This window comes from Streptomyces sp. NBC_01431, assembly GCF_036231355.1.
In the GTDB taxonomy this organism is placed as follows: domain Bacteria; phylum Actinomycetota; class Actinomycetes; order Streptomycetales; family Streptomycetaceae; genus Streptomyces.
The window spans coordinates 3258711-3283699 of record NZ_CP109496.1; the positions used below are offsets into that span (position 1 = coordinate 3258711).

A 24989-nucleotide genomic window follows, 5' to 3' on the forward strand; every position below is an offset into this window, starting at 1 on the left:
CGTACCGCCTACGCGTCGTCCTGGTCGTCCTGCTCGTCCTGGACGCGCAGGCCCGCCACCCAGTGCGGGGTGAGCCAGTGCGCCACGAACACGGCGAGCAGGACCGGAAAGGCCAGGGACGCGGCGGAACCGCCGACCAGGGTGTACGCGCCGACAGCGGCCGCGGCCACCAACAGCAGCCCGGTGGTGAGCCGGTGGGCGCGGGCGATGACCGCGTCGCGCTCGGCGCGCTGGCGCTCGTCCAGAGCCCGGCGGCGCAGTTCGAGCAGGCCCCGGGTCGCGGCGTTGATGGCGCCGGTGGCGATGCACCACGGCAGCAGCAGCCCGAGCAGCAGCCAGGCCGCGACCAGCGAGCCGCCGACGAGAGCGCCGAGCCAGGCCGCCACGAACGCGGCGGTCAGGGCGATATGGACGGCGACCACCAGGCGCCTGCGCCCTGCCGTCGCGTACAGCGGGGCCGCCTCCCGCCGGTTCATGATCGCGTACATGCGGCGGTCGTACCGCGTCAACTGCTCGGTCATTACTGCTTCCTCCCGTAGGCCTCGTCGGTGAGCGGGGCGAACGGTTCGAGGGAGAACAGCGCCTCCACCGGCAGCCCGAAGTGCTTCGCGATCTTCAACGCGAGATCGAGGCTCGGGTTGTACTGGCCCCGTTCGATGTAACCGATGGTCTGGTAGTGCGCCCCCACCGCTTCGGCCAGGCTCTGGCGCGACACCTTCCGTTCGGCGCGCACCATCGCCAATCTGTTGTGCACTTGCTCGCTCATGTATAAGAAGTACTACATTAGCGAGCAGGAACACAACGTCTGCACTCTGGTGCGGGTCACAACGAGCGGGGAGTTTTCATGTTTGGCCGCAAGGAGCTTTCGGTCCTGGTGCTGCGCGACGCGGGCGACATCGTCCGGGCGTTGAGGGAGGCGCTGACCGAAGCCGGAGAGTCGCAACGGCCGGGTCTTGAGGCGGCCCTGGAGCTGGCCGAGCGGGCCGCGTCCGTACCGGACCGCGAGCTGCGCGGCCGCTGGGTGCGCGAGCAGCGGGCCTCGGTCGGCTACACGGGCCCGGACGACGAGTCGGTGCACGCCATCAAGGCGCTGCGCCAGGCTCAGCCGGAACTCAGCCTGCTCTCCGCCGTACAGCTGACGAAGGACGCGGCGACGCGATAGCCCCGGAAACGGGCGAAGCCCCGGCGGGTTGCCGGGGCTTCGTCGGGGCGTGTCGGCGGACCGTGGTCCGCGTCAACTCGCTTGTTGCTGGGCTCAGATGAGGCCGAGACCGCGCACCGCGTCGCGCTCCTCGGTGAGCTCCTTGACGGAGGCGTCGATGCGCTTGCGGGAGAACTCGTTGATGTCCAGGCCCTGGACGATCGAGTACTGGCCGTCCTTGACGGTGACCGGGAAGGAGGAGATGAGGCCCTCGGGGACGCCGTAGGAGCCGTCGGAGGGGATGCCCATCGAGGTCCAGTCGCCCTCGGCGGTGCCGTTGACCCAGGTGTGCACGTGGTCGATGGCGGCGTTGGCGGCCGAGGCGGCCGAGGACGCGCCACGGGCCTCGATGATCGCCGCGCCGCGCTTGGCGACGGTCGGGATGAACTGCTCGGCCAGCCACTGCTCGTCGTTCACGACCTCGGCGGCGTTCTTGCCCGCGATCTCAGCGTGGAAGATGTCCGGGTACTGGGTCGCCGAGTGGTTGCCCCAGATGGTGAGGCGCTTGATGTCGGAGACCGTGGTGCCGGTCTTCTTCGCCAGCTGCGTCAGCGCGCGGTTGTGGTCCAGACGGGTCATCGCGGTGAAGCGCTCGGCCGGTACGTCCGGGGCGGCGGCCTGCGCGATGAGCGCGTTGGTGTTGGCCGGGTTGCCGACGACGAGGACCTTGATGTCGTCCGCGGCGTTGTCGTTGATGGCCTTGCCCTGCGGCTTGAAGATGCCGCCGTTGGCGGAGAGCAGGTCGCCGCGCTCCATGCCCTTGGTGCGCGGGCGGGCGCCGACGAGCAGGGCCACGTTGGCGCCGTCGAAGGCGACGTTGGCGTCATCGGTGATCTCGATGCCGCGCAGCAGCGGGAAGGCGCAGTCGTCGAGCTCCATGGCGGTGCCCTCGGCGGCCTTCAGGGCCGGGGTGATCTCCAGGAGGCGCAGGTTGACCGGCACGTCCGGGCCGAGCAGGTGACCGGAGGCGATGCGGAAGAGCAGCGCGTAGCCGATCTGGCCGGCCGCGCCGGTGACGGTGACATTCACGGGAGTGCGGGTCATGGCGATCTCCGTTAGAAACAGCAGGTGGTGGGGTTCTGCCCCGGGCTCGTCAGAGCCGGAGCCCCTCTCGTTCCGGGCACCCCGTCCGCCGGAAGTCTGACGTGCGACCGTCTGAATCTTGACGTGAAGAGATGTCCGTCGGTCAGGCTATCCGACCCTGGGCCTCCCGCACCCCCGCACGCCTGTGGGACGCCTCACGCTGATCGATCATTGACCGGTCTCGGCCGTTTTCGCGGCGCAGCCGTGCTTCCCGCTCTTCAGCGTGGCGCACGCCTTCGCCGCCGCGGGACCGTCGACGGCGAGCATCTTCGTGTACGTGTCGCGGTAGGCGTCCGCGACGACCGACTCCCCCGTCGCGCTCCCCGCGCTGATCTGGAGCCGGTCACCGGGGGTCACCTGCTTGAGCCGGGCCCAGGCCGCGCCGCACGTCTTGCTGTAGCGCACCTCGACGACCGAGACGCCGACCTTGGCGCCGGCCACCGTCGTGACCAACTTGTCGGTGCAGCCCATCGCTTCGGGGTCCTGGCCGGTGCACGACGCACCCGCGCACTTCACCCCGGCCGGCAGCAGGGGCGCCGAGGAGGACGGGCTCGGGCTCGGCTTCGCCTGGGGCTTGTCGTCGCTCCCGCCGAGGTCGGTGAGCAGGACCGCCGCCGTGATGACGAGCAGCGCACCCACCACCCCGGCCAGGAACATGACGATCCGGCGCCGTCTGTCACCCGCTCCCACGGGCGGCCCGCCGCGCGGCGGCGGCGCCTGCTGTCTCGGGGACCGCTTGGCGGTGAGGCCCGCGCTGGGCGACTGGGCGCGCGTGTCACCGGGCGCGCGCGGCGGCCCGAACTCCCCGAGCGCGGCCCTCGCCCGTGCGACCCGGATGTCCTCCATGGTGCGGTCGTGCCGCTGCTCGGAGCGGCTCCAGGCCCGCTCGGCCAGCTCCCACATGGTGGTCAGATGGACCGCGTTGGTGCCGGTCACCTCGGCAAGGGCGAGCACGGCCGCCTTGGGGGCGAGCAGTCGGCCGCCCAGGTAGCGCTCCCACGACGTCTTGCTGTACCCGGTGCGGTCGGCGACCGCCGCGACGCTGAGCCCGCTGCGGTCCACCAGCCTGCGCAGCTGGCTCGCGAACTCCCGTACCTGCGGATCGAGTTCCTCCGGCAGCGCCTTCCAGCGAGGCATCGCTTCCCCCCTTGTCGTCGCTCCCCCAGGGATGCACGGCCCCAGGATGTCAGCTCCGGGGGTGGGACGCACCGGCACACGGGGAACGTCTGAGGGCCCCGCCGCCCGGGGTGACCAGGCCGCACTCGTACGCCACCACCACCGCCTGTGCCCTGCCGACCAGGTCCGGTTCGCTCATCGGCGGGCCAGGGCGGACCCCGCGTCGTCGCGCCGTAGCGCCGACACGCGGCGAGTGACGTCAACTCACCGCAGCAATACGGCAGTTGAACGGCGAGCGTGCCTCCCCCGTGCGGGGGGTGCGGAGTTCAGACCGGAGCACGACGCCCCGGCCGCGGCCGCGCCCGTACGGTGGTGCCGCATCGCGGTGGCCCGCGCTGCACCGGGGGAGAGTACGGGCCACCGCGACATTCCGGTGCGACACCGCGCCCGGAAGGGCCGCGGGCCTGCGACATCGCACGGGCGCGGCGGAGCGCTAGCGCACCGTGAAGTGCACCGCGTCCTCCAGGAACGGCACGTTCAGCCACGGCCGGGGCTGCGCCATCAGTGCGAGCAGCACGATGGCGAGCCCGAGCGCTCCGTACGTGGAGATGTCGGTGAAGCGGGACCTGACCGCGAGCATGCCCACCGACGGCAGTGTCCAGCGCATCGCCGCGCCCGCCATGAGCGCGGCGCCGATGATGACGAGCCCGACCCTGAAGGCCTGCCCGAACGGCTCGGTGGCCACCATGAGCAGCCCGAAGCCGACCGCGAGCAGGACCGAGAGCAGCGGCCACTGACGGGCGGGCGCCGAGGCGTCCCCGGGTGCGGCCCGGCCGCCGCCCTCGGGGCGTGCGGTGTCCCGGGTGACCGAGGGGAACCGCCGCGAGCCGCCGGTGCGCGACGACGCTCCGGACTTGTCCTTCGAGGGCGCCGAAGGCTCGGCGTCCTTGGACGGGTCGTGACTCGTACCAGCAGCCATGGGGTCGGGCCCTTTCGGTCAGACCGCGTCGGCGGCGGCGCGCTCGGCCGCCTCGACGACGTTGACGAGCAGCTGGGCGCGGGTCATCGGGCCCACACCGCCCGGGTTCGGCGAGAGCCATCCGGCGACCTCGGCGACGCCCGGATGCACATCGCCGACGATCTTGCCGTTCTCGTCACGGCTGACGCCGACGTCGAGCACGGCCGCGCCCGCCTTCACGTCCTCGGGCTTGATGAGGTGCGGGACCCCGGCCGCCGCCACGATGATGTCGGCCTGCCTCAGATGCGCAGCCAGGTCGCGGGTGCCGGTGTGGCACTGCGTCACCGTCGCGTTCTCGGAGCGGCGGGTGAGCAGCAGCGGCATGGAGCGCCCGATGGTGACGCCGCGTCCGACGACGACGACCTCGGCGCCGTTGATCTCGACGCCGTGCTTCCTGAGCAACTGGATGATGCCGTACGGGGTGCAGGGCAGCGGGCCGGGCTCGTTGAGGACGAGGCGGCCGAGGTTCATCGGGTGCAGACCGTCGGCGTCCTTCGCCGGGTCCATCAGCTCCAGGATGCGGTTCTCGTCGATGCCCTTGGGCAGCGGGAGCTGGACGATGTAGCCGGTGCAGGCGGGGTCCTCGTTCAACTCCCGCACCACCGCCTCGATCTCGTCCTGCGTCGCAGTCGCGGGCAGTTCGCGCTGGATGGAGGCGATGCCGACCTGGGCGCAGTCGCGGTGCTTGCCGGCGACGTACTTCTGGCTGCCGGGGTCCTCCCCGACGAGCACGGTCCCCAGGCCGGGCGTGACGCCCCGCTCCTTCAGGGCCGCCACGCGGACGGCCAGTTCGGACTTGATCGCTGCGGCGGTGGCCTTGCCATCGAGAATCTGGGCGGTCATGTTTCCCATTCTTTCAGGGCGACACGTGATCGCCCAAGTTGCACTTGCACAACACATCCAGCGTTCGGCTGGACAAACTTATGTCTCGTTTAGAACGATGATCGGCGCAGTGCCGCGGGCAGTGCCGGGGGGCAAAACCGCTCAGAACAGCTTTCCTCCGCTCGGGCCGCGTCGTCCCCGCACCACCAACGGAGGAAATCCGTCATGAGCTTCGGCGACCCGAACAACCCTTACGGGCAGCAGCCCCAGCAGCCCCCGCAGGGCGGCAACCCCTACGGCCAGCCGCAGGGACAGCCCGGTTACGGCTACCCCCAGCAGGGCCAGCAGGCCCCCCAGGGCGTCCCGCCCCAGCAGGGTTACGGTTACCCCCAGGCTCCCGGCCAGGCGCCGCAGGGTTACGGTTACCCGCAGGCACCCGGCTACCCGCAGGCCGGCGCCCCCGGTGGACAGGCCCCGGAGGGCTACGCCAATGTGCCGGGCCTGGGCGTCGTCGAGGTCGGCAGCTACGGCGCCCGCTTCGGCGCCCGTCTGCTCGACATGATCTTCGCGTACATCGTGGTGATCATCCTCAACCTGATCATCCTCGGGTCCGCGTTCGGCACCGGCACCAAGAGCAGCGGCGTCGCCGTGGGCGCGATGCTCGGTTCGATCATCGTGTCGTTCCTGACGTTCATCTTCTACGACGTCATCTTCGTCTCCACGATGGGCACCACCCCGGGCAAGAAGATCCTCGGCATGCGGATCGTCAACTCCCGCACCGGCCAGAAGCCCAACTTCGGTGCCGCCCTGGTCCGTTGGGGCTTCCCCATCGGCCTCGGCTACATCACGTGCTTCCTCGGCTACGTGCTGATCGTCATCTCGCCCTTCTTCGACAACACCGGGCAGCTGCGCGGCTGGCACGACAAGGCCGCCAACACCCTGGTCATCAAGGGCTGACCACCCGGACCAGCGCCCCGGGCCGCGCTCCTTTCGGGGAGCGCGGCCCTTCGCGTACCCGGGATCAGTGGAAGAAGTGCCGCGTGCCGGTGAAGTACATCGTCACGCCCGCCTTCTTCGCGGCCTCGACCACCAGCTCGTCGCGGACCGAACCGCCGGGCTGGACCACGGCCCTGACGCCGGCGTTGGCCAGGATCTCGAAGCCGTCGGGGAACGGGAAGAACGCGTCGGACGCGGCGTACGAGCCCCGCGCGCGCTCCTCGCCGGCCCGCTCCACCGCGAGCTTCGCGGAGTCGACCCGGTTGACCTGGCCCATGCCGACGCCGACCGAGGCGCCGTCCTTGGCGAGCAGGATCGCGTTGGACTTGACGGCCCGGCAGGCCACCCAAGCGAAGGCCAGTTCCCTCAACTCGGCCTCCGACAGCGCCTCTCCGCTGGCCAGCGTCCAGTTCGCGGGGTCGTCGCCCTCGGCCTGGAAGACGTCGGTCTGCTGGAGCACCGCGCCGCCGGAGACCGACTTCAGGTCGCCCGGCTGGTGCGGGGTGCCGTCCACCTTGAGCACCCGGATGTTCTTCTTGCGGGCGAGCACCTCGACGGCGCCGTCCTCGTAGTCCGGGGCCGCGATGACCTCGGTGAAGATCTCGGCGACCTGCTCGGCCATCGCCACCGTCACCGGACGGTTGACGGCGATGACGCCGCCGAACGCGGAGAGCGGGTCGCACTCGTGCGCCTTGCGGTGGGCCGCGGCGAGGTCGGCGTCGATCGCGATGCCGCACGGGTTGGCGTGCTTGATGATCGCGACGCAGGGCTCGTCGTGGTCGTAGGCGGCGCGGCGCGCGGCCTCGGTGTCCACGTAGTTGTTGAAGGACATCTCCTTGCCGTGCAGCTGCTCGGCGTTGGCGAGCCCGCCCGGCTGACCGTCGGTGTAGAGCGCCGCGGCCTGGTGCGGGTTCTCGCCGTAGCGCAGCGTCGACTTGCGCTCCCAGGTGCCGCCGAGGAACTCGGGCAGCGCGGCCCCGTCCTGCTCGGGCGCGTACACATTGGTCATCCAGGACGCCACGGCCACGTCGTACGCCGCGGTGTGCTGGAACGCTTCTGCGGCCAGGCGCTTGCGGGCGGCCAGGTCGAAGCCGCCGTTCTTCACGGCGTCAAGGACGGCCGCGTAGCGCTGCGGGCTGGTGACCACGGCCACCGACGGGTGGTTCTTGGCGGCGGCCCTGACCATCGAGGGCCCGCCGATGTCGATCTGCTCGACGCACTCGTCGGGGCTCGCGCCGGAGGCGACGGTCTCCTTGAACGGGTAGAGGTTGACGACGACCAGCTCGAAGGGGCGCACGCCGAGCTCGTCGAGCTGCGCGCGGTGGGCGTCCAGGCGCAGGTCGGCGAGGATGCCCGCGTGGATCTTCGGGTGCAGCGTCTTGACCCGGCCGTCCAGGCACTCGGGGAAGCCGGTCAGCTCCTCGACCTTGGTGACCGGCACCCCGGCGGCGGCGATCTTCGCGGCGGTCGACCCGGTGGACACCAGCTCGACCCCGGCGGCGTGGAGCCCTTGCGCCAGCTCCTCAAGGCCCGTCTTGTCGTAGACGCTGACCAGCGCCCGCCGGATGGGCTTTACGGCGTCCGTGTTAACCGAGTTCACCGATCTGAACCTTTCGTCCCTCAATGCGGTAGCCGTTACGGGCCAGGCGCCCCACGACATCGACGAGCAGCCGTCGCTCGACGTCCTTGATCCGCTCGTGCAGAGCGGCTTCATCGTCCTCGTCCCGGATCTCGACCACGCCCTGGGCGATGATCGGACCGGTGTCGACTCCGTCGTCGACGAAGTGGACGGTGCACCCGGTCACCCTGGCGCCGTACGCGAGTGCGTCACGTACACCGTGGGCTCCGGGAAAACTGGGCAGCAGCGCGGGGTGGGTGTTGACCACCCGGCCGCCGAACCGGGCGAGGAATTCCTTCCCCACGATCTTCATGAACCCGGCCGAGACCACCAGGTCGGGCGCGTACGCCGCGGTGGCCGCGGTCAGTGCGGCGTCCCACTCGGCGCGCGAGGCGTGGTCCTTGACCCGGCAGACGAAGGTGGGGATCCCGGCCCGCTCGGCGCGCTCCAGGCCCGCGATGGCGTCCCGGTCCGCACCGACGGCCACGATCTGGGCACCGTATCCGTCCGGATCGGCGGCGATGGCGTCGAGCAGGGCCTGCAGATTCGTACCGGAGCCGGACACAAGCACCACGAGCCGGGCAGGGCGGTCCGAGCCGGACGGGACGGTCGAGCTGGACGAGGAGGGGGACGCGGAGGGGGGCGGGGAGGCCACAGGGGGGCTCTTTCTCGCGGTCGTACGTCTTTGTGTGGTCGTACAAACGAATCGCACCCCTCGATACGGGGAACTCTACGAAAGCGCCGACCGTCAGCAACGATACCGGCACACCGGACGGCCCCCACGGGACGGGGGCCGGACCGCCAGGTAGCGTCTGGGAAGACGCCGCGACACGAGACATGCCTCACTCACTCGTCTCCGTCACTTGTCCCACCAACTTGTTTCACTTACATGCGAGATGTGACCCCTCCCGGCCCGACCGGCCGGCCGCGGGTCCGAGGGGAAGACGTTCACCAGATGCCGGACCGACGCCACCAGCTGTTCGCAGCACGCCAGTCCCCCTCCCCCGGCTCCCCCTCGACGGATCCGGGGAAGTCGGGGCCGGAAGGCACGCAGGGCGGCGCCGGAGCGGGTTCCGGCGACGACAACCCCTTCGCACCGCCGCCCGAGGGCCGGCCCGACCAGCCCTGGCAGCCCCGTCGCCCGGCACCGGGCGACGGCGACGACAAGGGTTCGCCCTGGGGCAGCCAGTGGAGCAGCCACCAGCCCGGACGGGAACCGGGCGGCTTCGGTCAGCGGCCCGAGCGGCCCGAGGGCGGCCCCGGCCAGAACCCGCCGCCGCGCCCGCCCGGCCTGCGCTGGGACCCCACGGACCCGGCCCAGCGCCGCGCCCGGTACGCCCTGCTGTCCGGGATGTGGGGCTTCTTCTTCGCGCTGTTCGACATGCCGGAGATCGCGCTGCTCCTGGGGGCGCTCGGTCTGTACTGGTCGATCAGCGCACTGCGGGCGAAGCCGAAGCCGCCGGAGCAGGCGGAGCCGGCGGCGGGTGCCACGGCCACCCCTGCCGCCCCGGCCGCGCCCCGGCCCGTGCCGGGCAGGCCGCAGATGACGGCCGCGGTGACGGGCCTGGTCACGGCGGTCCTCGCGCTGCTGGTGGTGGCGTCGAGTTTCACGGTGCAGATCGTGTACCGCGACTACTACACGTGCGTGGACGACGCCCTGACGAAGACGGGCCAGCTGTCCTGCAACAACCTCCTCCCGGACAAGCTGGTCCCGCTGTTCGGCGTGAAGGAGTAGCCCACCTTTCAGGTGGTGTGGGGGTGACTGTCGGGGGCGGGGTCGCTGGCGGGGCTGGGGCCGGGGGCGGAGTACCTGTCGGGGCCGCGGTCGGGGCCGGGGGCGGGGGCGGGGTAGCTGTCGGCACCGGGGTCGGGGGCGCTGGCGGGGCCGGGGCCGAGGGCGGAGTAGCTGCCTGGGTCGAAGTCGGAGTAACCGTCGGGGCCAGGGTCGGAGTAATTGTCCGAGTCCGAATCCGAGTCCGAGAAGCGGTCGGGGCCGTAGTCCGAGTCCGAGTGACTGTCGGGGTCGGACGAGGGGCGTACCGGTTCGGGTACGGGCCCGGCGGCATCGTCCGGTCCGGCGGCGATACCCGGGTCTTGCGGCGTTCGAGGAGCGGGTTCGGGGTCGGAGCCCGCTCGTGGCGGAGCGGCATGGTCTCCCGCCGGGAAGGGGCCGGGCGGGGAGAGGGCCGCACGCAGTGCCCCACCGAGGCCGTCCTCCGCGGGGATCTCGGCCATCAGCCCCCCGGACGCCTCCTTGAGTGCCGCCCAACGCGCCTCCCGCGCCCCGTCCTCATGCCAGAGCCCGCCCCCGCTCACCGGCAGGAACTCGTACGGCTCATAGTCCGCCTCACTTTCGGCGGCAACCGGCGCTGCCACGGCAACCGCCGCCTTGCGCCAAGGCCGCCACCCCAGTGCCCCGGCCACCCGGGCCCGAAGCGACCGCCGCTGTCGGGCGACCCGCTCCCGGGTCCCCCAGGCCCGCAGGACCAGCGCCGCCGGGACCCCCACCGCCATCGCCCACAGCAGCGCCGCTCCCCCGGTGCGCCACCACACCGGCCCCAGTTTCGCGAGGGCCGCCGTACCCAGCGGCCCACCCGAGAGCGCCGCGAGCCCCGCGAGAGCGCAGCCGCACAGCACCGCGCCGAGCAGGGCTGCCCGCGCGGCGTCCCGGCGGCCCCAGCCCTCGAACACGGCCGCCCGCGCGCAGAACCGGGCAAGGACCACCCCGGCCACCAGCGGCACCCCGGCCGCCGCCCAGTTCCACCAGGAGCCGTGCGTACCCGTCGGCACCGCCGCGAGCAGCGGGAAGTGCGGCAGCGCGGGGGTGCCCGCCACTCCGAGCGGGGTCACGACCGCTCCCGTACCGACGGCGAAGCCGGGGCCGAGCCCGTACGCGGCGCCCCACACCGCCGCGTTCGGCACCAGCACGAGGGCGAGCAGCAGGAGCGCGAACCGGCCCGGCCAGTTTTCCGCGAGCCGCAGGAACGAGTCCTCGGCGACCCCGATGTGCCAGGCGAGACAGGCCCCGGCGAGCAGCGCCCCGCCGCCGAGCAGCACCGCGACGGCGGCTCCCGCGGCTCGTGCCGCCACCGCCGTACGACCGTCCACAAGGGCCGACCGCAGCAGCGCCGGAACCCGGTCCGGGAGCGGGCCGAGCGGGCGGCCGTGCGCGGTCCAGACGCCGAAGGCGGTCGCGAGCGCCGCGGTCAGGGACAGGTGCAGTCCGGCGCTGCGCGGGTCTGCGGGGAGCGGCCCGGCCGACGCGTACAGCACGGTGGCGCCGCCGATCATCAGGTATCCGCAGGTCACCGCCCAGAACACGGTCCACCCGGAGGGCAGCGACTCTGCGCACTCCCCCTCGTAAACCTCGTCTTCGCCGGGCATCAGCGCATCGCGGGCCGCGCGGTGTGCGAGCCAGGCGGGCAGCGCCATCAGAAGCAGCGGCACCACCCCGACGGGGGCGGGCGTGCCGGTCAGCGTTTCGGGTCTGACCAGCTGTGTTCCATGGGCGAGCAGCCACAGCGAGGCAGCCGTGCGCAGGGCGCCGCCCGGCCCGCTGTCGGGGTAGGGGGAGCTGATCCACAGCACCATCACGAGCACGGCGAGGGCGCCGAGCCCGAGCCCCGCCGCGATCGCGCCGCGCAGAAAACAGGTGGCGAGTACGGAGGAGCGAGCCTTGACGGGGAGCAACGGCAGGCTGCGATCGGTCACTTGGGTCACCCGGCTCATGCTGCCAACGACACGCGCTTTCTGCGCGTAATAGGCGAATGACCGATGTGTCGCTCAATATACGTTTATGTACTTTTTCACCCGGGGCATTCCTAGTTGCGTCGCCATCGGTCCAGTCGCCATGGGCGCAACAGCCGCTACGGCCATCGCGGGGAGTCCTGGGAGTCCTTCATGACACAGAGCACGGCCGGTACCAACGACACCGATGCCCCCCTGCCCAATCCCAAGGAGCGGCGCAGGCTGCGCGAGGCGAAGTCGCTGAGCGAGGCGCAGGTCGCGGAGGTCATGGGCGTGACGCAGGCGACCGTACGCTCCTGGGAGAAGGGCCGCACCACCCCGCGCGGCCGCAGACTCGAGAGCTACTCCCGGCTGCTCGCCACGATCGAGGCGGAGATGGCGGCGGTCGCCGCATCGTCGAAGGCCGGGGCGGACGGCGGCAAGCACGGCGCGGCGCACTCGGCAGGCGGGCCTGGATCCAAGGTGCGAGGCGCGTCCCGCCGAGCCGGGCGGTCCACCGGGAATCCGAACGCGACCGCCACAAAAGCGGCCCCCTCCCCCAGCGGCAGCCCCGGGGCCGGTCACCAGAACCCTCCGCACCCGGCCGCCACGAACGCCGCCCACGCCAACGGCAAACCCGGCGCCGGTCAACAGGACCCCGCCCCCAGGGCCGACAACTCCAGCACCAGCCGACCGGACCCCGCGCCCCGCTCCGACAATCCCGGTACCAAAAAACAGCACACAACCCAGGACCCAACCCCCGAGACCGACACCCCCGGCGCCCGTCAACACGACACCGCCCACCAGCCCCCCAACCTCGGCGACGGACAGCCGGACGCGGCCCACCAGCCCGATAACTCCGGCAACACACCGCAGGACACCGACCCGCAGCCCCCCAACACCGGCGACGAACAGCCGGACACCGCCCACCAGACCGCCAACCCCGGCAACACACCACAGGACACCGACCCGCAGCCCCCCAACACCGGCGACGAACAGCCGGACACCGCCCACCAGACCGCCAACCCCGGCAACACACCGCAGGACACCGACCCGCAGCCCGACGCCACCGGCGACGGACGGCCGCCCACCGCGCGCCCCGCTGAAGAACTCGGCGACCACCATCCGGACGCACCCCGCTCCACGGGTCCGGCTCGTGCTCAGCCGGGGAGCGGGCCTGCCAAGCCGCCCGCGAAGCCGCATGCCGCCAACACCCGGCCCAAGCCCGCCGCCAAGCGGGCCGCGAAACCCCCGGCCACCCCGCACGCCCGGCACGACCACCCCGCACCGGCTCCCGCCGCGTCCGTCCCCGAGCCCGCCAAGGCGCTCCAGGCCGCCGCTCTCACGGGTGCGCTGCCCGGCGGCAGCGCGCTCGTCCTGCCCGAGCGGCCCGAGCACAGTGAGGAGGAGCCCGAGGCCGAGGCCGTCGAGCCCCATGGCGACACCCCGCCCAGGGCGCGCTCCCCGCTGACCTCGATGGAGGCCGTTCCTGAGGCGTCGGACGCGCTCACCCCCGCCGAGGCGTTCGACGCGCTGTACATGGCGACCGCGCCGGCCCTGGCCCGGCAGGCCTATCTGCTGACCGGCCGGACCCGCCTTTCGAGGGAATCGGTGGAGCGCGCCTTCCATCTGGCCTGGGAGAACTGGCCCGAGGTCGCCACCGACCGGGACCCGGTCGGGTGGGTGCGGGCGGCGGCGTACGAGTACGCGATGGCCCCCTGGCACCGCTTCCGGCTCGCCCGCAAGGGCCCCGACCATCCGCCCGCCGAGCCCGGACACCGGGCCCTGCTCGACGCACTGCTGGAGCTGCCGCCCGCCTACCGGCGCACGGTGCTGCTGTACGACGGCCTCGGGCTCGACCTGCCGGACACCGCGGCCGAGACGGAGGCCAGCACCCCGGCCGCCGCATACCGCCTGCTGCACGCGCGGGCCGCCATCGCGCGCCGGGTGCCCGAGGTGGCCGGAGCCAAGGATCCGCAGGTCCTCTCCGCCGTACTGCGCGACCGCATCGCCGACTTGGCCCTCGCCGAGCCCCTCTCCGTCACCAAGCTGCCGTCGGCTTCGGTCGTACGCATCGGCGGCGAGCGGCGCCGGCGGTTCTGGACCCGAGCCGCGATCGCCTTCACCACGCTGATCGTGGGGGCGACGGCCTTCACCGTCGTGACGGTCCCGCATTACCACGTGCGCCCGGTGCCGGTGGGCGAACGCGTCGGCGGGGTTCCCGTGCTCAGTGGCCCGCAGCGGCTCAGCCCCGAGGACCTGGAGCTGCGCGACCACCTGCGCCAGGCACCGGCCCACGGGCCCGAACGCCTGGTGCTCGAAATCCGCTGACCGGCCCCGCCACGCATGAAGGGCCCGCACCCCCGTAAGGGTGCGGGCCCTTCATGCGATGCCCGCGCGGGCGTACCCGCAAGGGTCAGCCCGTGCGGATGCTCAGCTGCCGAGAATGGCGCGGGCGAGCTTGGCGGTCTCGGTCGGCGTCTTGCCGACCTTGACGCCGGCGGCCTCAAGGGCCTCCTTCTTCGCCTGGGCGGTGCCGGAGGAGCCGGAGACGATGGCGCCGGCGTGGCCCATGGTCTTGCCCTCGGGCGCGGTGAAGCCCGCGACGTAGCCGACGACCGGCTTGGTGACGTTGGCCTTGATGTAGTCGGCCGCACGCTCCTCGGCGTCGCCGCCGATCTCGCCGATCATCACGATCAGGTCGGTGTCGGGGTCGGCCTCGAACGCGGCGAGCGCGTCGATGTGCGTGGTGCCGATGACCGGGTCGCCACCGATGCCGACGGCGGACGAGAAGCCGATGTCGCGCAGCTCGTACATCATCTGGTACGTCAGCGTGCCGGACTTCGACACCAAGCCGATACGGCCCGGCTTGGTGATGTCGCCCGGGATGATGCCGGCGTTGGACTGACCCGGCGTGATCAGGCCGGGGCAGTTCGGGCCGATGATGCGGGTCTTGTTGCCCTTGGCCTTCGCGTACGCCCAGAAGGCGGCGGAGTCGTGGACGGCGATGCCCTCGGTGATGACGACGGCGAGACCGATCTCGGCGTCGATCGCCTCGACGACGGCGGCCTTCGCGAAGGCCGGCGGCACGAAGAGCACGGACACGTCGGCGCCCGTCTTCTCCATCGCTTCCTTGACGGTGCCGAAGACCGGGACCTCGGTGCCGTCGATGTCGACGGAGGTGCCCGCCTTGCGCGGGTTCACGCCACCGACGATGTTGGTGCCGTCGGCGAGCATGAGCTTGGTGTGCTTCATGCCGGTGGCGCCGGTCATGCCCTGGACGATGACCTTGCTGTCCTTGGTGAGGAAGATAGCCATGGTGGTGTCTTAACCTCTTCCCTTACTTCGCAGCCGCGAGCTCGGCGGCCTTGTCGGCCGCGCCGTCCATGGTGTCCACGCGCTGCACCAGCGGGTGGTTGGCGTCGCTGAGGATCTTGCGACCCAGCTCCGCGTTGTTGCCGTCGAGACGGACGACCAGCGGCTTGGTGACCTCTTCGCCCTTCTCGGCGAGGAGCGCGAGGGCCTGGACGATGCCGTTGGCGACCTCGTCGCACGCGGTGATGCCACCGAAGACGTTGACGAACACGGACTTGACGTCCTCGTCGCCGAGGATGATCTCCAGGCCGTTCGCCATCACCTGGGCGGACGCGCCGCCGCCGATGTCGAGGAAGTTGGCCGGCTTCACGCCGCCGTGGTTCTCACCGGCGTACGCGACGACGTCAAGGGTGCTCATGACAAGACCCGCGCCGTTGCCGATGATGCCGACCTCGCCGTCGAGCTTCACGTAGTTGAGGTTCTTGGCCTTGGCGGCCGCCTCGAGGGGGTTGGCCGCGGCCTTGTCCTCAAGCGCCTCGTGCTCCGGCTGGCGGAACTCGGCGTTCTCGTCGAGCGAGACCTTGCCGTCCAGGGCGATGACCTTGCCGCTGGCAACCTTGGCGAGCGGGTTGACCTCGACCAGGAGGGCGTCCTCCTTGATGAAGGTGTCCCACAGCGTCACCAGGATCTCGGCGACCTGCTCGGCGACCTCGGCCGGGAACTTCGCCTTGGCGACGATCTCGCGGGCCTTCTCGATCGAGACGCCCTCGTTGGCGTCGACCGGGACCTTGGCGAGGGCGTCGGGGTTCTCCTCCGCGACGACCTCGATCTCCACGCCGCCCTGCACCGAGGCCATGGCCAGGAAGGTGCGGTTGGTGCGGTCGAGGAGGTACGAGACGTAGTACTCCTCAAGGATCTCGGGAGCGGTCTCGGCGATCATCACCTTGTGGACCGTGTGGCCCTTGATGTCCATGCCGAGGATGTCCGTCGCGCGGGCGACGGCCTCGTCCGGCGTGGCGGCCAGCTTCACGCCGCCGGCCTTGCCTCGGCCGCCGACCTTCACCTGCGCCTTGACGACCGACTTGCCGCCGAGACGCTCAGTGGCCTCGCGCGCCGCCTCAGGCGTGTCGATCACTTCACCGGCCAGCACCGGTACACCGTGCTTGGCGAAGAGGTCCCTCGCCTGGTACTCGAACAGGTCCACGCGCGTCCGTCCCTTTTCAGTGGTATCGCGGTTGCGTTGTCTGCTGGGCGTGCCGCGAAGGGCAACGTGACGGCGCTGTCACTGAGGGAGGCGTACACGGTGTCCGAGTACGCGGCATGTCCGTCTCGCAGGTTATCTCCGCGGGACGTGGGTCCCTAAATCGCAGATCACACCTGAGCGGTGATACCTGTCACAGATCACCTGCTCAGGGCGCGTTGCCGTATGACGCCCGTCACGCTTCGGGTATCGGCAGCGGGCGCCGCTCGATCGCCGCGGCCATCACGTCGGGGAAGAGGTCCGGGGTGCAGGCGAAGGCGGGCGCGCCGAGGGCGGCGAGGGCCGCGGCGTGCTCGCGGTCGTACGCCGGTGCGCCGTCGTCGGACAGTGCGAGCAGGGCCACGAACTGCACCCCGGACGCCTTCATCGCGGCGACCCGCTTCAGCATCTCGTCCCGTATCCCGCCCTCGTAAAGATCACTGATGAGAACGACCACGGTGTCGGCAGGACGGGTGATCCGCGACTGGCAGTACGCGAGCGCCCGGTTGATGTCGGTGCCGCCGCCGAGCTGGGTGGCGAACAGCACGTCGACGGGGTCGTCCAGCTGGTCGGTGAGGTCGGCGACCGCGGTGTCGAAGACCACGAGCCGGGTCGCGATCGAGCGCATCGAGGCGAGGACGGCGCCGAAGACGGCGGCGTGCACGACGGAGGAGGCCATCGAACCGGACTGGTCGACGCAGAGGACGACCTCCTTGCGCACACCGCGTGCGGCCCGTCCGTACCCGACGAGCCGCTCGGGCACGACGGTCCCGTGCTGCGGGAGGTAGTTCTTCAGGTTGGCCCGGATCGTGCGGTCCCAGTCGATGTCACGGTGACGGGGCCGACCGGTACGGGCAGTGCGGTCGAGGGCGCCTGTGAGAGCGGTCCTGGTGCGGGTGGCGAGCCGCTTCTCCAGTTCCTCGACGACCTTGCGCACCACGGCGCGGGCCGTCTCCCGGGTGGTCTCGGGCATCGCCTGTGAGAGCGAGAGCAGGGTGGCGACGAGGTGGACGTCCGGCTCGACGGCCTGAAGCATCTCGGGCTCCAGGAGCAGGGCGGCAAGACCGAGCCGGTCGATGGCGTCGCGCTGCATGACCTGCACCACGGAACTCGGGAAGTACGTACGGATGTCGCCGAGCCAGCGCGCGACCGAGGGCGCGGAGGCCCCGAGCCCGGCGCCGCGGTCCTGGGCGGCGGGCTTCCCGCCGCCGTAGAGCGCGCCGAGCGCGCCGTCCATCGCGGCGTCGCGCCCGGCGAGCTCGCGGCCCGTCCCCTCGGCGCCCGGCTCACCGCCGAGCACCAGCCGCCAGCGCCGCAGCCGCTCGTGGGCGCCTGACTCCATGATGCTCAACTCTCCACTCCTACCGGGTTGTTGGACTGATCCCGCCCCAGCAGGAGGGCGACCAGCGGCAGTACGGCATCCGCGCGCGCCGCATCGAGACCGGAGCCGAACCCGGGCACCGGGGCGTCACCGGCCCCGGCCCGCGCGGCCGGGCCACGCCGCACGAGCTCCCCCAGCGTGCGCCGCACTCCCGCTTCGTAGCCGGCGAACGTCCGCCGCAGCAGCGGAAGTACATCCGTGAACGCGTCCGGTGCCACACCCGTCAGCCAGCCGTCCAGCAGGCCGAGCAGCGCCTCGTCGTGCACCAGGAGCATTCCGCCGCCGGGGGCGCCGCCGAAGAACCCCTCGATCCAGGCAGCCGCGTCGGCGGGCGCGGTCCCGGGCGAGAGGGCGAGCCCCATGTACCGGGCCGCGTCCGCGCTCTCCACCCGGCCGTCGTCAAGCAGCAGCCGCATCGCCCGGCCGCGAATGCCCCCGGGAACGCCGTCCCACCCGGCAAGCCGCCCCAGCACGCCGAACCAGCGCGCCCGAAGCCCGCCCGAACCGATCAGGCGGGGGCCGGGGCCGGAGTTGGTCGCTGCCGGGCCGGTGCCGGTCAAGGCGGGGGCGGGGCCGGTCGGGGCTGGCTCGGTCACGGCTTCGGCCGGGTCGGAATCTGATACGTCAGGGGTGGGGCCGCCTATCGCTGGGCTGGTCGGCGCGGCGTCGACATCGGGACCTGGGTCGGTCGCTGCCGGGCCGGTCGATGGCTCGGCGGCGGCAGGGGCGGGGCCGAGCGCGGCCCGGTCGGTCGCGGCGTGCGTCGCCGCGGGGTCGGCCGCCGCCGGGTCGACGAGGAGGTTCATCGCGGCGTGGACGGCGTCCAGGTGGTCGCGCATTTCCGCTGCGCCGTCCGCGCCCAGGGCAGCACAGGCGGGCGGCAGGCCGACGCAGATCCGTTCGGCGAGACCCGCCGCGACTTCGGCGAGACCGGCGGTCGCGGTGCCGCGGACGTCTCCGTACCGCAAGGTGCGGGCGAGGGCGGGCAGCGCCTGGGCGAGGTGGGCGACGTCGGTGTCGAGCGCGGCACGGTCGGCGAGTGCACGCATCACCACCGGGAGCGCGTCCGGCAGTTCGGCGAGCAGACAGCGCTCGGCGAGGGCGGTGATGTCGACCAGCGCCGTCGCGGCGACCGCGTCCGACTCGGTCTTCGCGGTGGCGGCGGACAGGACGGTGGTGCCCCACACCCCGGCCTCGGCGACCCGTACCGACAGTTCGGGCTCCCAGCGCAGCCGCCAGCTCTCTCGGAAGGTGCCGGTGGACCGCGCCCGGCCCTGCTCGCCCCAGCCGATGCCCAGCAGCCGCAGCCGGTGCAGCAGCCGACTGCGCGCCGCGTCGGTCTCCTTGCGCAGGTCGAGCTCCAACTCCCGCTCCGCCGCCTGCGGTTTGAGCCGCAGGGCTCGTTGGGCCCGTACGAGATCGCGCTGGAGCGGCACGGCGGGCGCCGCGTCGGGCACCTCGCCGAGCACGTCTCCCACGATCAGCCGATCCTGGATCAGCGCGAGCGGAACGTCGGAGCCCTCGCACAGCACGGCCCGTACCGCATCCGTGGTCTCGGCGAGGCCTGGCAGCGGGCGGCCGCGCAGGGCGGCGAGCGTCCCCGCGAGCCGGACGGCCTCGATGACATGGGCGGGCGAGACTTGGCGGTCCTCCTCCCGCAACAGCCCGGCGACCTTGGTCATCCAGCGCTCGACGGGCCGGTCGGGGGCGCCGAACAGGTGCCCGTACCAGCCGGGCGAGTCGATCCCCGCCCCGTACCCGCTGTGCCGGGCGAGCCTGCGGTTCGTCCAGGGCACCCATGTCAGCTCGGCCTTGACCTTGGGCAGCCCTTTGAGCAGGGCGCGGTCACCGGCCACGGTGAACTTCCCGGCGAGCGCGGGCACGTGCCAGGCCCCGCAGACGACGGCGATGGCATCCCCGAACTCCCTTGTGGCTGCCCGCAGTTGCTGCCGCATATGGGCCTCGCGGACCAGATCGCGCGGGTGACCCCCGTCCCCGTACGTCTCACGGAGCACGGCCATGGCTTCGGCGAGCGCGGCGAAGGGCGCCCGGGGGTCGGCCGCGGCGTCCCGAGAAGCGGCTGCCGGGCCGGCGCGGTGTTCCACCACGTCCTCCCACCACCGCTCCGGATCGTCGTACCCGGCGGCCTCGGCGAGCACTCCGAGGGGGTCGATCCGCAGGGCGCCCTCCGCGTCCTCCCCGTCCTCCCCCGCAGCCAGCGAGTGGGCGGCGGGAAGGTCGATGAAGCGGGCCTGCGCGCCGTGCTCCAGCGCCCACCGGATCGACACCCACTCCGGCGAGAACTCGGCCATCGGCCAGAACGCGGCGCGCCCCGGATCGTCCACGACATGGGCGAGCAGCGCGACGGGCGGCCGCATGTCCACGTCCCCGGCGAGCCCGAGCAGCGCGTCCCCCTCCGGCGGCCCTTCGATGAGCACGGCGCGGGGCTGGGCGGCGTCCAGCGCGTTGCGGACGGCGCGCGCCGAGCCGGGACCGTGGTGCCGCACTCCGAGCAGCAGGGGCCCTTCCGAGCGGGCCGGGATGACACGCGGCGGCGCTGTCATGCGGACACCTCGCGGCAGGCGCGGTAGAAGTCCTTCCAGCCGTCCCGCTCACGGACCACCGTTTCCAGGTACTCCTGCCAGATGACGCGGTCCGTCGCCGGGTCGCGCACCACCGCTCCCAGGATTCCGGCCGCCACGTCGCCGGATCTGAGTACGCCGTCGCCGAAGTGCGCGGCGAGCGCGAGGCCGCCGGTCACCACCGAGATCGCCTCGGCGGTGGAGAGCGTCCCCGACGGGGATTTGAGCTTGGTGCGGCCGTCGGAGGTCACGCCGTCGCGCAGTTCCCGGAAGACGGTGACGACGCGGCGGATCTCCGCCATGCCGTCGGGCACGGCGGGCAGGTCGAGCGAGCGGCCGAGCTGGTCGACGCGGCGCGAGACGATGTCGACCTCCGCCTCCGCGGTGGCGGGCAGCGGCAGCACCACCGTGTTGAAGCGGCGTCGCAGGGCACTGGACAGCTCGTTGACACCGCGGTCACGGTCATTGGCGGTGGCGATCAGGTTGAATCCCCGTACGGCCTGCGTTTCGGCCCCCAACTCCGGGATGGGCAGGGTCTTTTCGGACAGGATCGTGATGAGCGTGTCCTGCACGTCGGCCGGGATGCGGGTGAGCTCCTCGACGCGGGCGGTCATTCCCTGCGCCATGGCCCGCATGACCGGGCTGGGCACGAGCGCCTCGCGGCTCGGGCCGTGCGCGAGCAGCTGCGCGTAGTTCCAGCCGTACCGGACCGCCTCCTCGGGGGTGCCGGCCGTGCCCTGTACGAGGAGGGTGGAGTCCCCGCTGACGGCGGCGGCGAGATGCTCCGACACCCAGGTCTTCGCGGTGCCGGGCACGCCGAGCAGGAGCAGTGCGCGGTCGGTGGCGAGCGTGCTGACGGCGACCTCGACGATGCGCCGGGGTCCCACGTACTTCGGGGAGATCGCCGTGCCGTCGGGCAGGGTGCCGCCGAGCAGATACGTCGCGACCGCCCACGGCGAAAGGCGCCAACGGGCCGGGCGGGGCCGGTCGTCGGCGGCGGCCAGCGCCGCCAGTTCGTCCGCGAAGGCGTGCTCGGCGTGCGGCCGCAGGGCCGCTTCCGCCCGGGACTCGGCGTGGGGCTCGGCACCGGACTCGGTGCGGGCGGACTCGATTTCGGACACGGTCATGGCTCCCCCTCCAGGTCGTTCGAGACATGCGACCGGCTTGTGGGTCAACCGTGCACCACGCCACTGACAATCACTCGTCGCCGCAGGTCAGAGCCGATTGTCAGTGGTCGCACGTACCTTCGGGGACATGACTCAGCAGGAGGTGCGCCGGACGGTGGAGCAGGTGCTCGCACTGGCGCCTGACGATGCGTCACGCGACGCGGGCCGCAGGCTCGGCACGGCCGGGCCGTGGTCGCGGAGCGGGTGCGACGACTCGGGGGCGGTGTGGGGGCTGTGCGCGGGCAGTGGCAGCGAGCCGTACCGGACGGTGGTCGACACAAGTGGCCCGGGGTTCATGTGCAGTTGCCCGAGCCGGAAGGCCCCGTGCAAGCACGCGGTGGGGCTGCTGCTGCTCTGGGCGTCCGACGAACGGGCGACGCCACCCGGGACCGCGCCGGACTGGGCGGCGCGATGCCTGGCGGGGAGGAGGGGAGGATCGTCTGGGACCGGGGCCACCGAGGGAGCAGGATCAACCGCCTTTGCTGACAAGCCCGTTGACCGGGGGGCGGCCAGGCGTCGGGCCGAGAGACGGGCCGAGCGGGTGACCGCGGGGTCGGTGGAGCTGGAGCAGCGCCTGTCGGATCTACTGCGCGGCGGACTCGCGGCGGCCGAGAGCCCCGGGTACGGCATGTGGGAGGAGACGGCCGCCCGCATGGTCGACGCACAGGCACCGGGACTGGCAGGTCGGGTACGGGAGTTGGGGGCGATTGTGGGTACCGGGACGGACTGGCCGGCGCGACTGCTCGAAGAGTGTGCACTGGTGCACCTCCTCGACCAGGCCTGGCTGGGCCGCGCCGCCCTGCCGGAACCGCTGACCGCGACGGTCCGGTCCCGCATCGGCCTGCCCGCCACGCCGCAGGGCTCCGCGATCCGCGACAGCTGGCAGGTCCTGGCCCAGTACGACGCGGCGGACGCGAAGCTCACCACCCGCCGGATCTGGCTGTACGGGAGGGAGTCGGGCCGCTCGGCACTGATCCTGGACTTCGGCGCGGCGGGCCGCGCCCCGGGCCTGACACTGCCGGTCGGCCTGGCGATCGACGCGGACCTGACGCCGTACCCGGGCGCGGGCCAGCTGCGAGCCGCACTGGGCGAGCGATACGGCACGCCGACCGCGGCCGGGGGCCCGCCCCCCGGCGGCACAACCACCGAGGCGGTCGAACGGTACGGTCGGGCCCTCCTGGACGACCCCTGGCTGGACGCCTGCCCGGTGACACTGGCGGAGGTCATACCCGTACCGCCGAAGGACGGCGACGACACATGGCAACTCGCCGATACATCAGCCGAGTTGGCCCTGCCGATCGCTCCGGCCGCCGCAGCCCGGGGGAGCCTGTGGAAACTCGTCGCGCTGTCCGGGGGCTCCCCGCTGACCGTCTTCGGCGAATGCGGCCACCGAGGGTTCACCCCGCTCGCGGCATGGGCGGAGGGAGCGACGGAGACGGTGAGGCTGAGGTGACCGCGACGGCCGTCGCCGGGCGGGGGCGGGCTCCCAGCGGGAGCCGAGGGCGAGGCCGGGGGGGCGAGGCCCGGGGGGGGGCGAGGCCCCGGGGGGCGGAACCACGGGGGTCCGGGACGGGGGAGGGCAGAGCCACGGGGCCCGGAAGCGCGGCCGAACTGAGGCAGATGCGAGACGAAACCGCGGCGGCGGGGCCCAGAGCCAGGCCGGAACCGAGACCGAGGAGATACGAGACGAAACCGCGGCCACGGGACTCGGGGCCAGGCCGGGACCGAGGGGATACGGGGGGCAAGGTCGAGGCTGAGGGGCTGAGGGGCCGGGGAAGCGGGAGCGAGGGCTCCGCGGGACGAAGTCGAGGGCGAGGGGGGATTGATGACGCGCACCGCTAGGGGTGTGCCGGATGCCTGCTCCTGGGAGGAGCTGGTGGCGGCGGGGTTGTTGGGGACGGACCGGCGTCCGGTTGCCGGGACGCCCGGGGAGCTGCTCGATGCCGCGGCGGCGCAGACACTGCGGCGCAGAGCCGGGCTGCTTCCGGCTGTTGCGGGGGCACGTCCCGAGGCGGCGCCTCCTGATGGGCGGCCCGCGTTGCCGAAGGCCGCGCGTCGGCGTTTGGCACTGCTGCTCGCCGACCGTTCGGCGCCCGCGCATGCCGGAGGGCGGCGCGGGACCGCCCCGGATCTGGGTGAGCTGCTTCCGCAGTGGCTGGCGGCGGCGAACGAGCGGGGCTACCGCGCACCGGCCGAATTGCTCCCCGCTCTGCTCGACGGGGCGCGGGCCCGCACCGATCTGCGCCCCCAGGCACTGGCCTTCGCGGGCCCGCGCGGGCTGTGGCTGGCCCGGCTCAACCCCGAGTGGCGCTTCGCCCTACGTGGCGCGCAGGGCAGTGGAGTACTGCCCGACCCCGGGGACGCCGAACACATACAACTCCTTTGGGATGAGGGGCTGTTCGCGGAGCGGGTGGCGCTCCTGGGAGCGGTTCGGCGGTACGACCCGGGGGCGGGGCGCGCGCTGCTCGCCGCGACCTGGTCGACCGAGCGGGCCGAGGACCGGCTGATGTTCCTGGACTCGTTGCGCGGCGGGCTTTCGGATGCGGACGAGCCGTTTCTGGAGCGGGCGCTGTCCGACCGCAGCCGCAACGTGCGGGCGACCGCTGCGGAACTCCTGTCCGCGCTGCCCGGTTCGGCGCTCGCGGCGCGGATGGCGCGGCGCGCGGCGACCTGTGTGTCCCTGGACCGGACCGGCGAGGGGGTGTCGATCGCGGTGGAGGCGCCGCACGAGTGCGATGCGGCGATGCAACGGGACGGGGTAGCGCCGAAACCTCCGGCGGGGCGGGGTGAACGGTCGTGGTGGCTGGGCCAGTTGGTGGAGTCGGCGCCGCTGGACACCTGGCCGGCGCGGCTCGGCGGCCGCGCTCCGCGCGACATCGTGGCGCTGCCCGTGGCCGACGGCTGGGCCGACGAACTGCACGCCGCGTGGTGCCGGGCAGCGGTGCGCCAGCGGAACGCGGAGTGGTCACGGGCCCTGCTCGGCACCCCGTCGGCGCCGCCCGGCGAGGCCGCGGGCACGACGTCCCTGGCCGAGCGGGCCAAGCTGCTCTCCACGCTCGGGGAGGGGGAACGGGCGCAGTGGGTGGCCGAGTTCATATCCGCGCACGGCCTGTCGGAGGCGTTCCAGCTGCTCGGGGCGTGTGTCGTGCCGTGGGCGGGGGCATTGGGGCGGGCGGTCGTCGACGCGCTGGAGATCGCGCGGGACGCGGGCAGCTATCCGTGGAGCTTCAGCGGCGTCATGGGCCTGGCGGAACGCTGCCTCGATCCGTCGGAGTCCCTCCGCCTGGAAGCGCTGACGGCTACGCCGCCGGAGTCCGAGGGCGCGTCGCCGGGGGCCGGGGGGTACTGGGCGGAGGCCTTCCAGCGCCTGGCGGCAACGCTGTCGCTGCGAGCGGCGATGCGGGAGGAACTACGGGGCTAGCCCACCCCGCCCCCGGCAGCCGAGGGTTGCACCCCGGCCCCTTTTGCCGGTCGACCTGCGGCCCGACACCCAGTTGTGCCCCCAGGCACCCCAACTCCGCCCGGCTGAGCTGAGCCCTAGCGACTCAGCTGAGCCAACCCGAGCCACGCTGAGCCGAGCCAACCCGAACCGAACCCGAGCCCGCACTCCCAGCGCGGGTCCGGCAAAATCCAGCCCCGCCGGCGTTTGAGGAACGGGGTCCGGGGCGGAGCCCCGAGCCGGGCCGGGGAAGCCCGACTGCAAGGGCACAGCCCCTCGGGGTGGG

Annotated in this window: 20 protein-coding genes; 6 read left to right on the plus strand and 14 right to left on the minus strand. The window is 72.6% G+C overall.

Going from position 1 to position 24989, the window contains the following annotated elements; all coding sequences use genetic code 11:
• Positions 1–8: 8 nt before the first annotated feature.
• Positions 9–521 carry a hypothetical protein gene (locus OG522_RS14865; protein ID WP_329463469.1) on the minus strand — a complete coding sequence of 171 codons (513 nt, stop codon included), beginning with the start codon at positions 519–521 and terminating at the stop codon, positions 9–11.
• Positions 521–766 (minus strand): helix-turn-helix transcriptional regulator, encoded by a 246-nt coding sequence (locus tag OG522_RS14870; RefSeq protein ID WP_329463470.1) that lies wholly within the window; start codon positions 764–766, stop codon positions 521–523. The genes OG522_RS14865 and OG522_RS14870 overlap by 1 nt, the downstream gene beginning before the upstream one ends.
• 78 nt (positions 767–844) lie before the next feature.
• Between OG522_RS14870 and OG522_RS14875 the strand changes: the two genes are divergently transcribed.
• On the plus strand, positions 845–1162 hold the full coding sequence (locus tag OG522_RS14875) for a hypothetical protein (protein WP_329463471.1): 318 nt from the start codon (positions 845–847) through the stop codon (positions 1160–1162).
• A gap of 93 nt (positions 1163–1255) precedes the next feature.
• Here the strand turns inward: OG522_RS14875 and OG522_RS14880 are convergent, their stop codons facing one another.
• The 4 genes from OG522_RS14880 to OG522_RS14895 form a co-directional block, all read right to left on the minus strand.
• Positions 1256–2245, minus strand: a complete 990-nt coding sequence (locus OG522_RS14880) for a malate dehydrogenase (RefSeq protein ID WP_329463472.1) — start codon at positions 2243–2245, stop codon at positions 1256–1258.
• A gap of 207 nt (positions 2246–2452) precedes the next feature.
• Positions 2453–3421: a helix-turn-helix domain-containing protein gene (locus OG522_RS14885; protein ID WP_329463473.1), complete on the minus strand. Its 969-nt coding sequence runs from the start codon at positions 3419–3421 to the stop codon at positions 2453–2455.
• A 472-nt stretch (positions 3422–3893) separates the two neighbouring features.
• Positions 3894–4379 carry a DUF3017 domain-containing protein gene (locus OG522_RS14890; RefSeq protein WP_329463474.1) on the minus strand — a complete coding sequence of 162 codons (486 nt, stop codon included), beginning with the start codon at positions 4377–4379 and terminating at the stop codon, positions 3894–3896.
• Between the two features lie 18 nt (positions 4380–4397).
• Positions 4398–5261 carry a bifunctional methylenetetrahydrofolate dehydrogenase/methenyltetrahydrofolate cyclohydrolase gene (locus tag OG522_RS14895; protein ID WP_329463475.1) on the minus strand — a complete coding sequence of 288 codons (864 nt, stop codon included), beginning with the start codon at positions 5259–5261 and terminating at the stop codon, positions 4398–4400.
• 204 nt (positions 5262–5465) lie between these two features.
• Between OG522_RS14895 and OG522_RS14900 the strand changes: the two genes are divergently transcribed.
• A complete protein-coding gene (locus OG522_RS14900; protein ID WP_329463476.1) occupies positions 5466–6197 on the plus strand; it encodes an RDD family protein in 732 nt (243 codons plus the stop codon).
• Between the two features lie 64 nt (positions 6198–6261).
• Here the strand turns inward: OG522_RS14900 and purH are convergent, their stop codons facing one another.
• Together purH and purN are read right to left on the minus strand one after the other, a co-directional pair.
• Positions 6262–7896 carry a bifunctional phosphoribosylaminoimidazolecarboxamide formyltransferase/IMP cyclohydrolase gene (gene purH, locus OG522_RS14905; RefSeq protein ID WP_329463477.1) on the minus strand — a complete coding sequence of 545 codons (1635 nt, stop codon included), beginning with the start codon at positions 7894–7896 and terminating at the stop codon, positions 6262–6264.
• The gene (purN, locus tag OG522_RS14910; RefSeq protein WP_329467594.1) at positions 7823–8428 is read right to left on the minus strand and encodes a phosphoribosylglycinamide formyltransferase; all 606 of its coding nucleotides are present in this window, start codon (positions 8426–8428) and stop codon (positions 7823–7825) included. Before purN ends, purH begins: the two co-directional genes overlap by 74 nt.
• A 381-nt stretch (positions 8429–8809) precedes the next feature.
• Here purN and OG522_RS14915 point away from each other — a divergent pair, with 381 nt between their 5' ends.
• Positions 8810–9589: a hypothetical protein gene (locus tag OG522_RS14915; RefSeq protein WP_329463479.1), complete on the plus strand. Its 780-nt coding sequence runs from the start codon at positions 8810–8812 to the stop codon at positions 9587–9589.
• Positions 9590–9597: 8 nt separating this feature from the next.
• Here OG522_RS14915 and OG522_RS14920 read toward each other — a convergent pair whose 3' ends face one another.
• Positions 9598–11565 carry a cell division protein PerM gene (locus OG522_RS14920; RefSeq protein ID WP_329463480.1) on the minus strand — a complete coding sequence of 656 codons (1968 nt, stop codon included), beginning with the start codon at positions 11563–11565 and terminating at the stop codon, positions 9598–9600.
• A 189-nt stretch (positions 11566–11754) separates the two neighbouring features.
• On the opposite strand from OG522_RS14920, the gene OG522_RS41245 reads away from it, so the two are divergent.
• Positions 11755–13911 (plus strand): sigma factor-like helix-turn-helix DNA-binding protein, encoded by a 2157-nt coding sequence (locus OG522_RS41245; protein WP_443074703.1) that lies wholly within the window; start codon positions 11755–11757, stop codon positions 13909–13911.
• 102 nt (positions 13912–14013) lie between these two features.
• Here the strand turns inward: OG522_RS41245 and sucD are convergent, their stop codons facing one another.
• The 5 genes from sucD to OG522_RS14955 all read right to left on the minus strand — a co-directional run bounded on the left by sucD (position 14014) and on the right by OG522_RS14955 (position 21225).
• A complete protein-coding gene (gene sucD, locus OG522_RS14935; RefSeq protein WP_329463481.1) occupies positions 14014–14898 on the minus strand; it encodes a succinate--CoA ligase subunit alpha in 885 nt (294 codons plus the stop codon).
• 22 nt (positions 14899–14920) lie between these two features.
• Positions 14921–16099: an ADP-forming succinate--CoA ligase subunit beta gene (sucC, locus tag OG522_RS14940; protein ID WP_329463482.1), complete on the minus strand. Its 1179-nt coding sequence runs from the start codon at positions 16097–16099 to the stop codon at positions 14921–14923.
• 232 nt (positions 16100–16331) lie between these two features.
• On the minus strand, positions 16332–17477 hold the full coding sequence (locus OG522_RS14945) for a VWA domain-containing protein (RefSeq protein WP_329467595.1): 1146 nt from the start codon (positions 17475–17477) through the stop codon (positions 16332–16334).
• A 5-nt stretch (positions 17478–17482) separates the two neighbouring features.
• A complete protein-coding gene (locus OG522_RS14950) occupies positions 17483–20080 on the minus strand; it encodes a DUF5682 family protein (protein WP_329463483.1) in 2598 nt (865 codons plus the stop codon).
• Positions 20077–21225, minus strand: a complete 1149-nt coding sequence (locus OG522_RS14955; protein ID WP_329463484.1) for an ATP-binding protein — start codon at positions 21223–21225, stop codon at positions 20077–20079. Before OG522_RS14955 ends, OG522_RS14950 begins: the two co-directional genes overlap by 4 nt.
• A gap of 127 nt (positions 21226–21352) precedes the next feature.
• On the opposite strand from OG522_RS14955, the gene OG522_RS14960 reads away from it, so the two are divergent.
• Together OG522_RS14960 and OG522_RS14965 are read left to right on the plus strand one after the other, a co-directional pair.
• On the plus strand, positions 21353–22717 hold the full coding sequence (locus OG522_RS14960; RefSeq protein ID WP_329463485.1) for an SWIM zinc finger family protein: 1365 nt from the start codon (positions 21353–21355) through the stop codon (positions 22715–22717).
• Between the two features lie 372 nt (positions 22718–23089).
• Entirely contained in the window at positions 23090–24685 is a 1596-nt protein-coding gene (locus tag OG522_RS14965) for a DUF5691 domain-containing protein (protein ID WP_329463486.1), read from the plus strand.
• Positions 24686–24989: the final 304 nt, after the last annotated feature.

Bases quoted from the DNA above. Each gene is read 5' to 3' on its own strand.
- OG522_RS14880 (WP_329463472.1), bottom strand. From the start codon at position 2,245: ATGACCCGCACTCCCGTGAATGTCACCGTCACCGGCGCGGCCGGCCAG.
- OG522_RS14885 (WP_329463473.1), bottom strand. From the start codon at position 3,421: ATGCCTCGCTGGAAGGCGCTGCCGGAGGAACTCGATCCGCAGGTACGG.
- OG522_RS41245 (WP_443074703.1), top strand. From the start codon at position 11,755: ATGACACAGAGCACGGCCGGTACCAACGACACCGATGCCCCCCTGCCC.
- OG522_RS14955 (WP_329463484.1), bottom strand. From the start codon at position 21,225: ATGACCGTGTCCGAAATCGAGTCCGCCCGCACCGAGTCCGGTGCCGAG.
- OG522_RS14950 (WP_329463483.1), bottom strand. From the start codon at position 20,080: ATGACAGCGCCGCCGCGTGTCATCCCGGCCCGCTCGGAAGGGCCCCTG.
- OG522_RS14960 (WP_329463485.1), top strand. From the start codon at position 21,353: ATGACTCAGCAGGAGGTGCGCCGGACGGTGGAGCAGGTGCTCGCACTG.
- OG522_RS14865 (WP_329463469.1), bottom strand. From the start codon at position 521: ATGACCGAGCAGTTGACGCGGTACGACCGCCGCATGTACGCGATCATG.
- sucD (WP_329463481.1), bottom strand. From the start codon at position 14,898: ATGGCTATCTTCCTCACCAAGGACAGCAAGGTCATCGTCCAGGGCATG.
- OG522_RS14945 (WP_329467595.1), bottom strand. From the start codon at position 17,477: ATGGAGTCAGGCGCCCACGAGCGGCTGCGGCGCTGGCGGCTGGTGCTC.
- OG522_RS14915 (WP_329463479.1), top strand. From the start codon at position 8,810: ATGCCGGACCGACGCCACCAGCTGTTCGCAGCACGCCAGTCCCCCTCC.
- OG522_RS14890 (WP_329463474.1), bottom strand. From the start codon at position 4,379: ATGGCTGCTGGTACGAGTCACGACCCGTCCAAGGACGCCGAGCCTTCG.
- OG522_RS14965 (WP_329463486.1), top strand. From the start codon at position 23,090: ATGACGCGCACCGCTAGGGGTGTGCCGGATGCCTGCTCCTGGGAGGAG.
- OG522_RS14875 (WP_329463471.1), top strand. From the start codon at position 845: ATGTTTGGCCGCAAGGAGCTTTCGGTCCTGGTGCTGCGCGACGCGGGC.
- OG522_RS14870 (WP_329463470.1), bottom strand. From the start codon at position 766: ATGAGCGAGCAAGTGCACAACAGATTGGCGATGGTGCGCGCCGAACGG.
- OG522_RS14900 (WP_329463476.1), top strand. From the start codon at position 5,466: ATGAGCTTCGGCGACCCGAACAACCCTTACGGGCAGCAGCCCCAGCAG.
- OG522_RS14895 (WP_329463475.1), bottom strand. From the start codon at position 5,261: ATGACCGCCCAGATTCTCGATGGCAAGGCCACCGCCGCAGCGATCAAG.
- purH (WP_329463477.1), bottom strand. From the start codon at position 7,896: ATGTCGTGGGGCGCCTGGCCCGTAACGGCTACCGCATTGAGGGACGAA.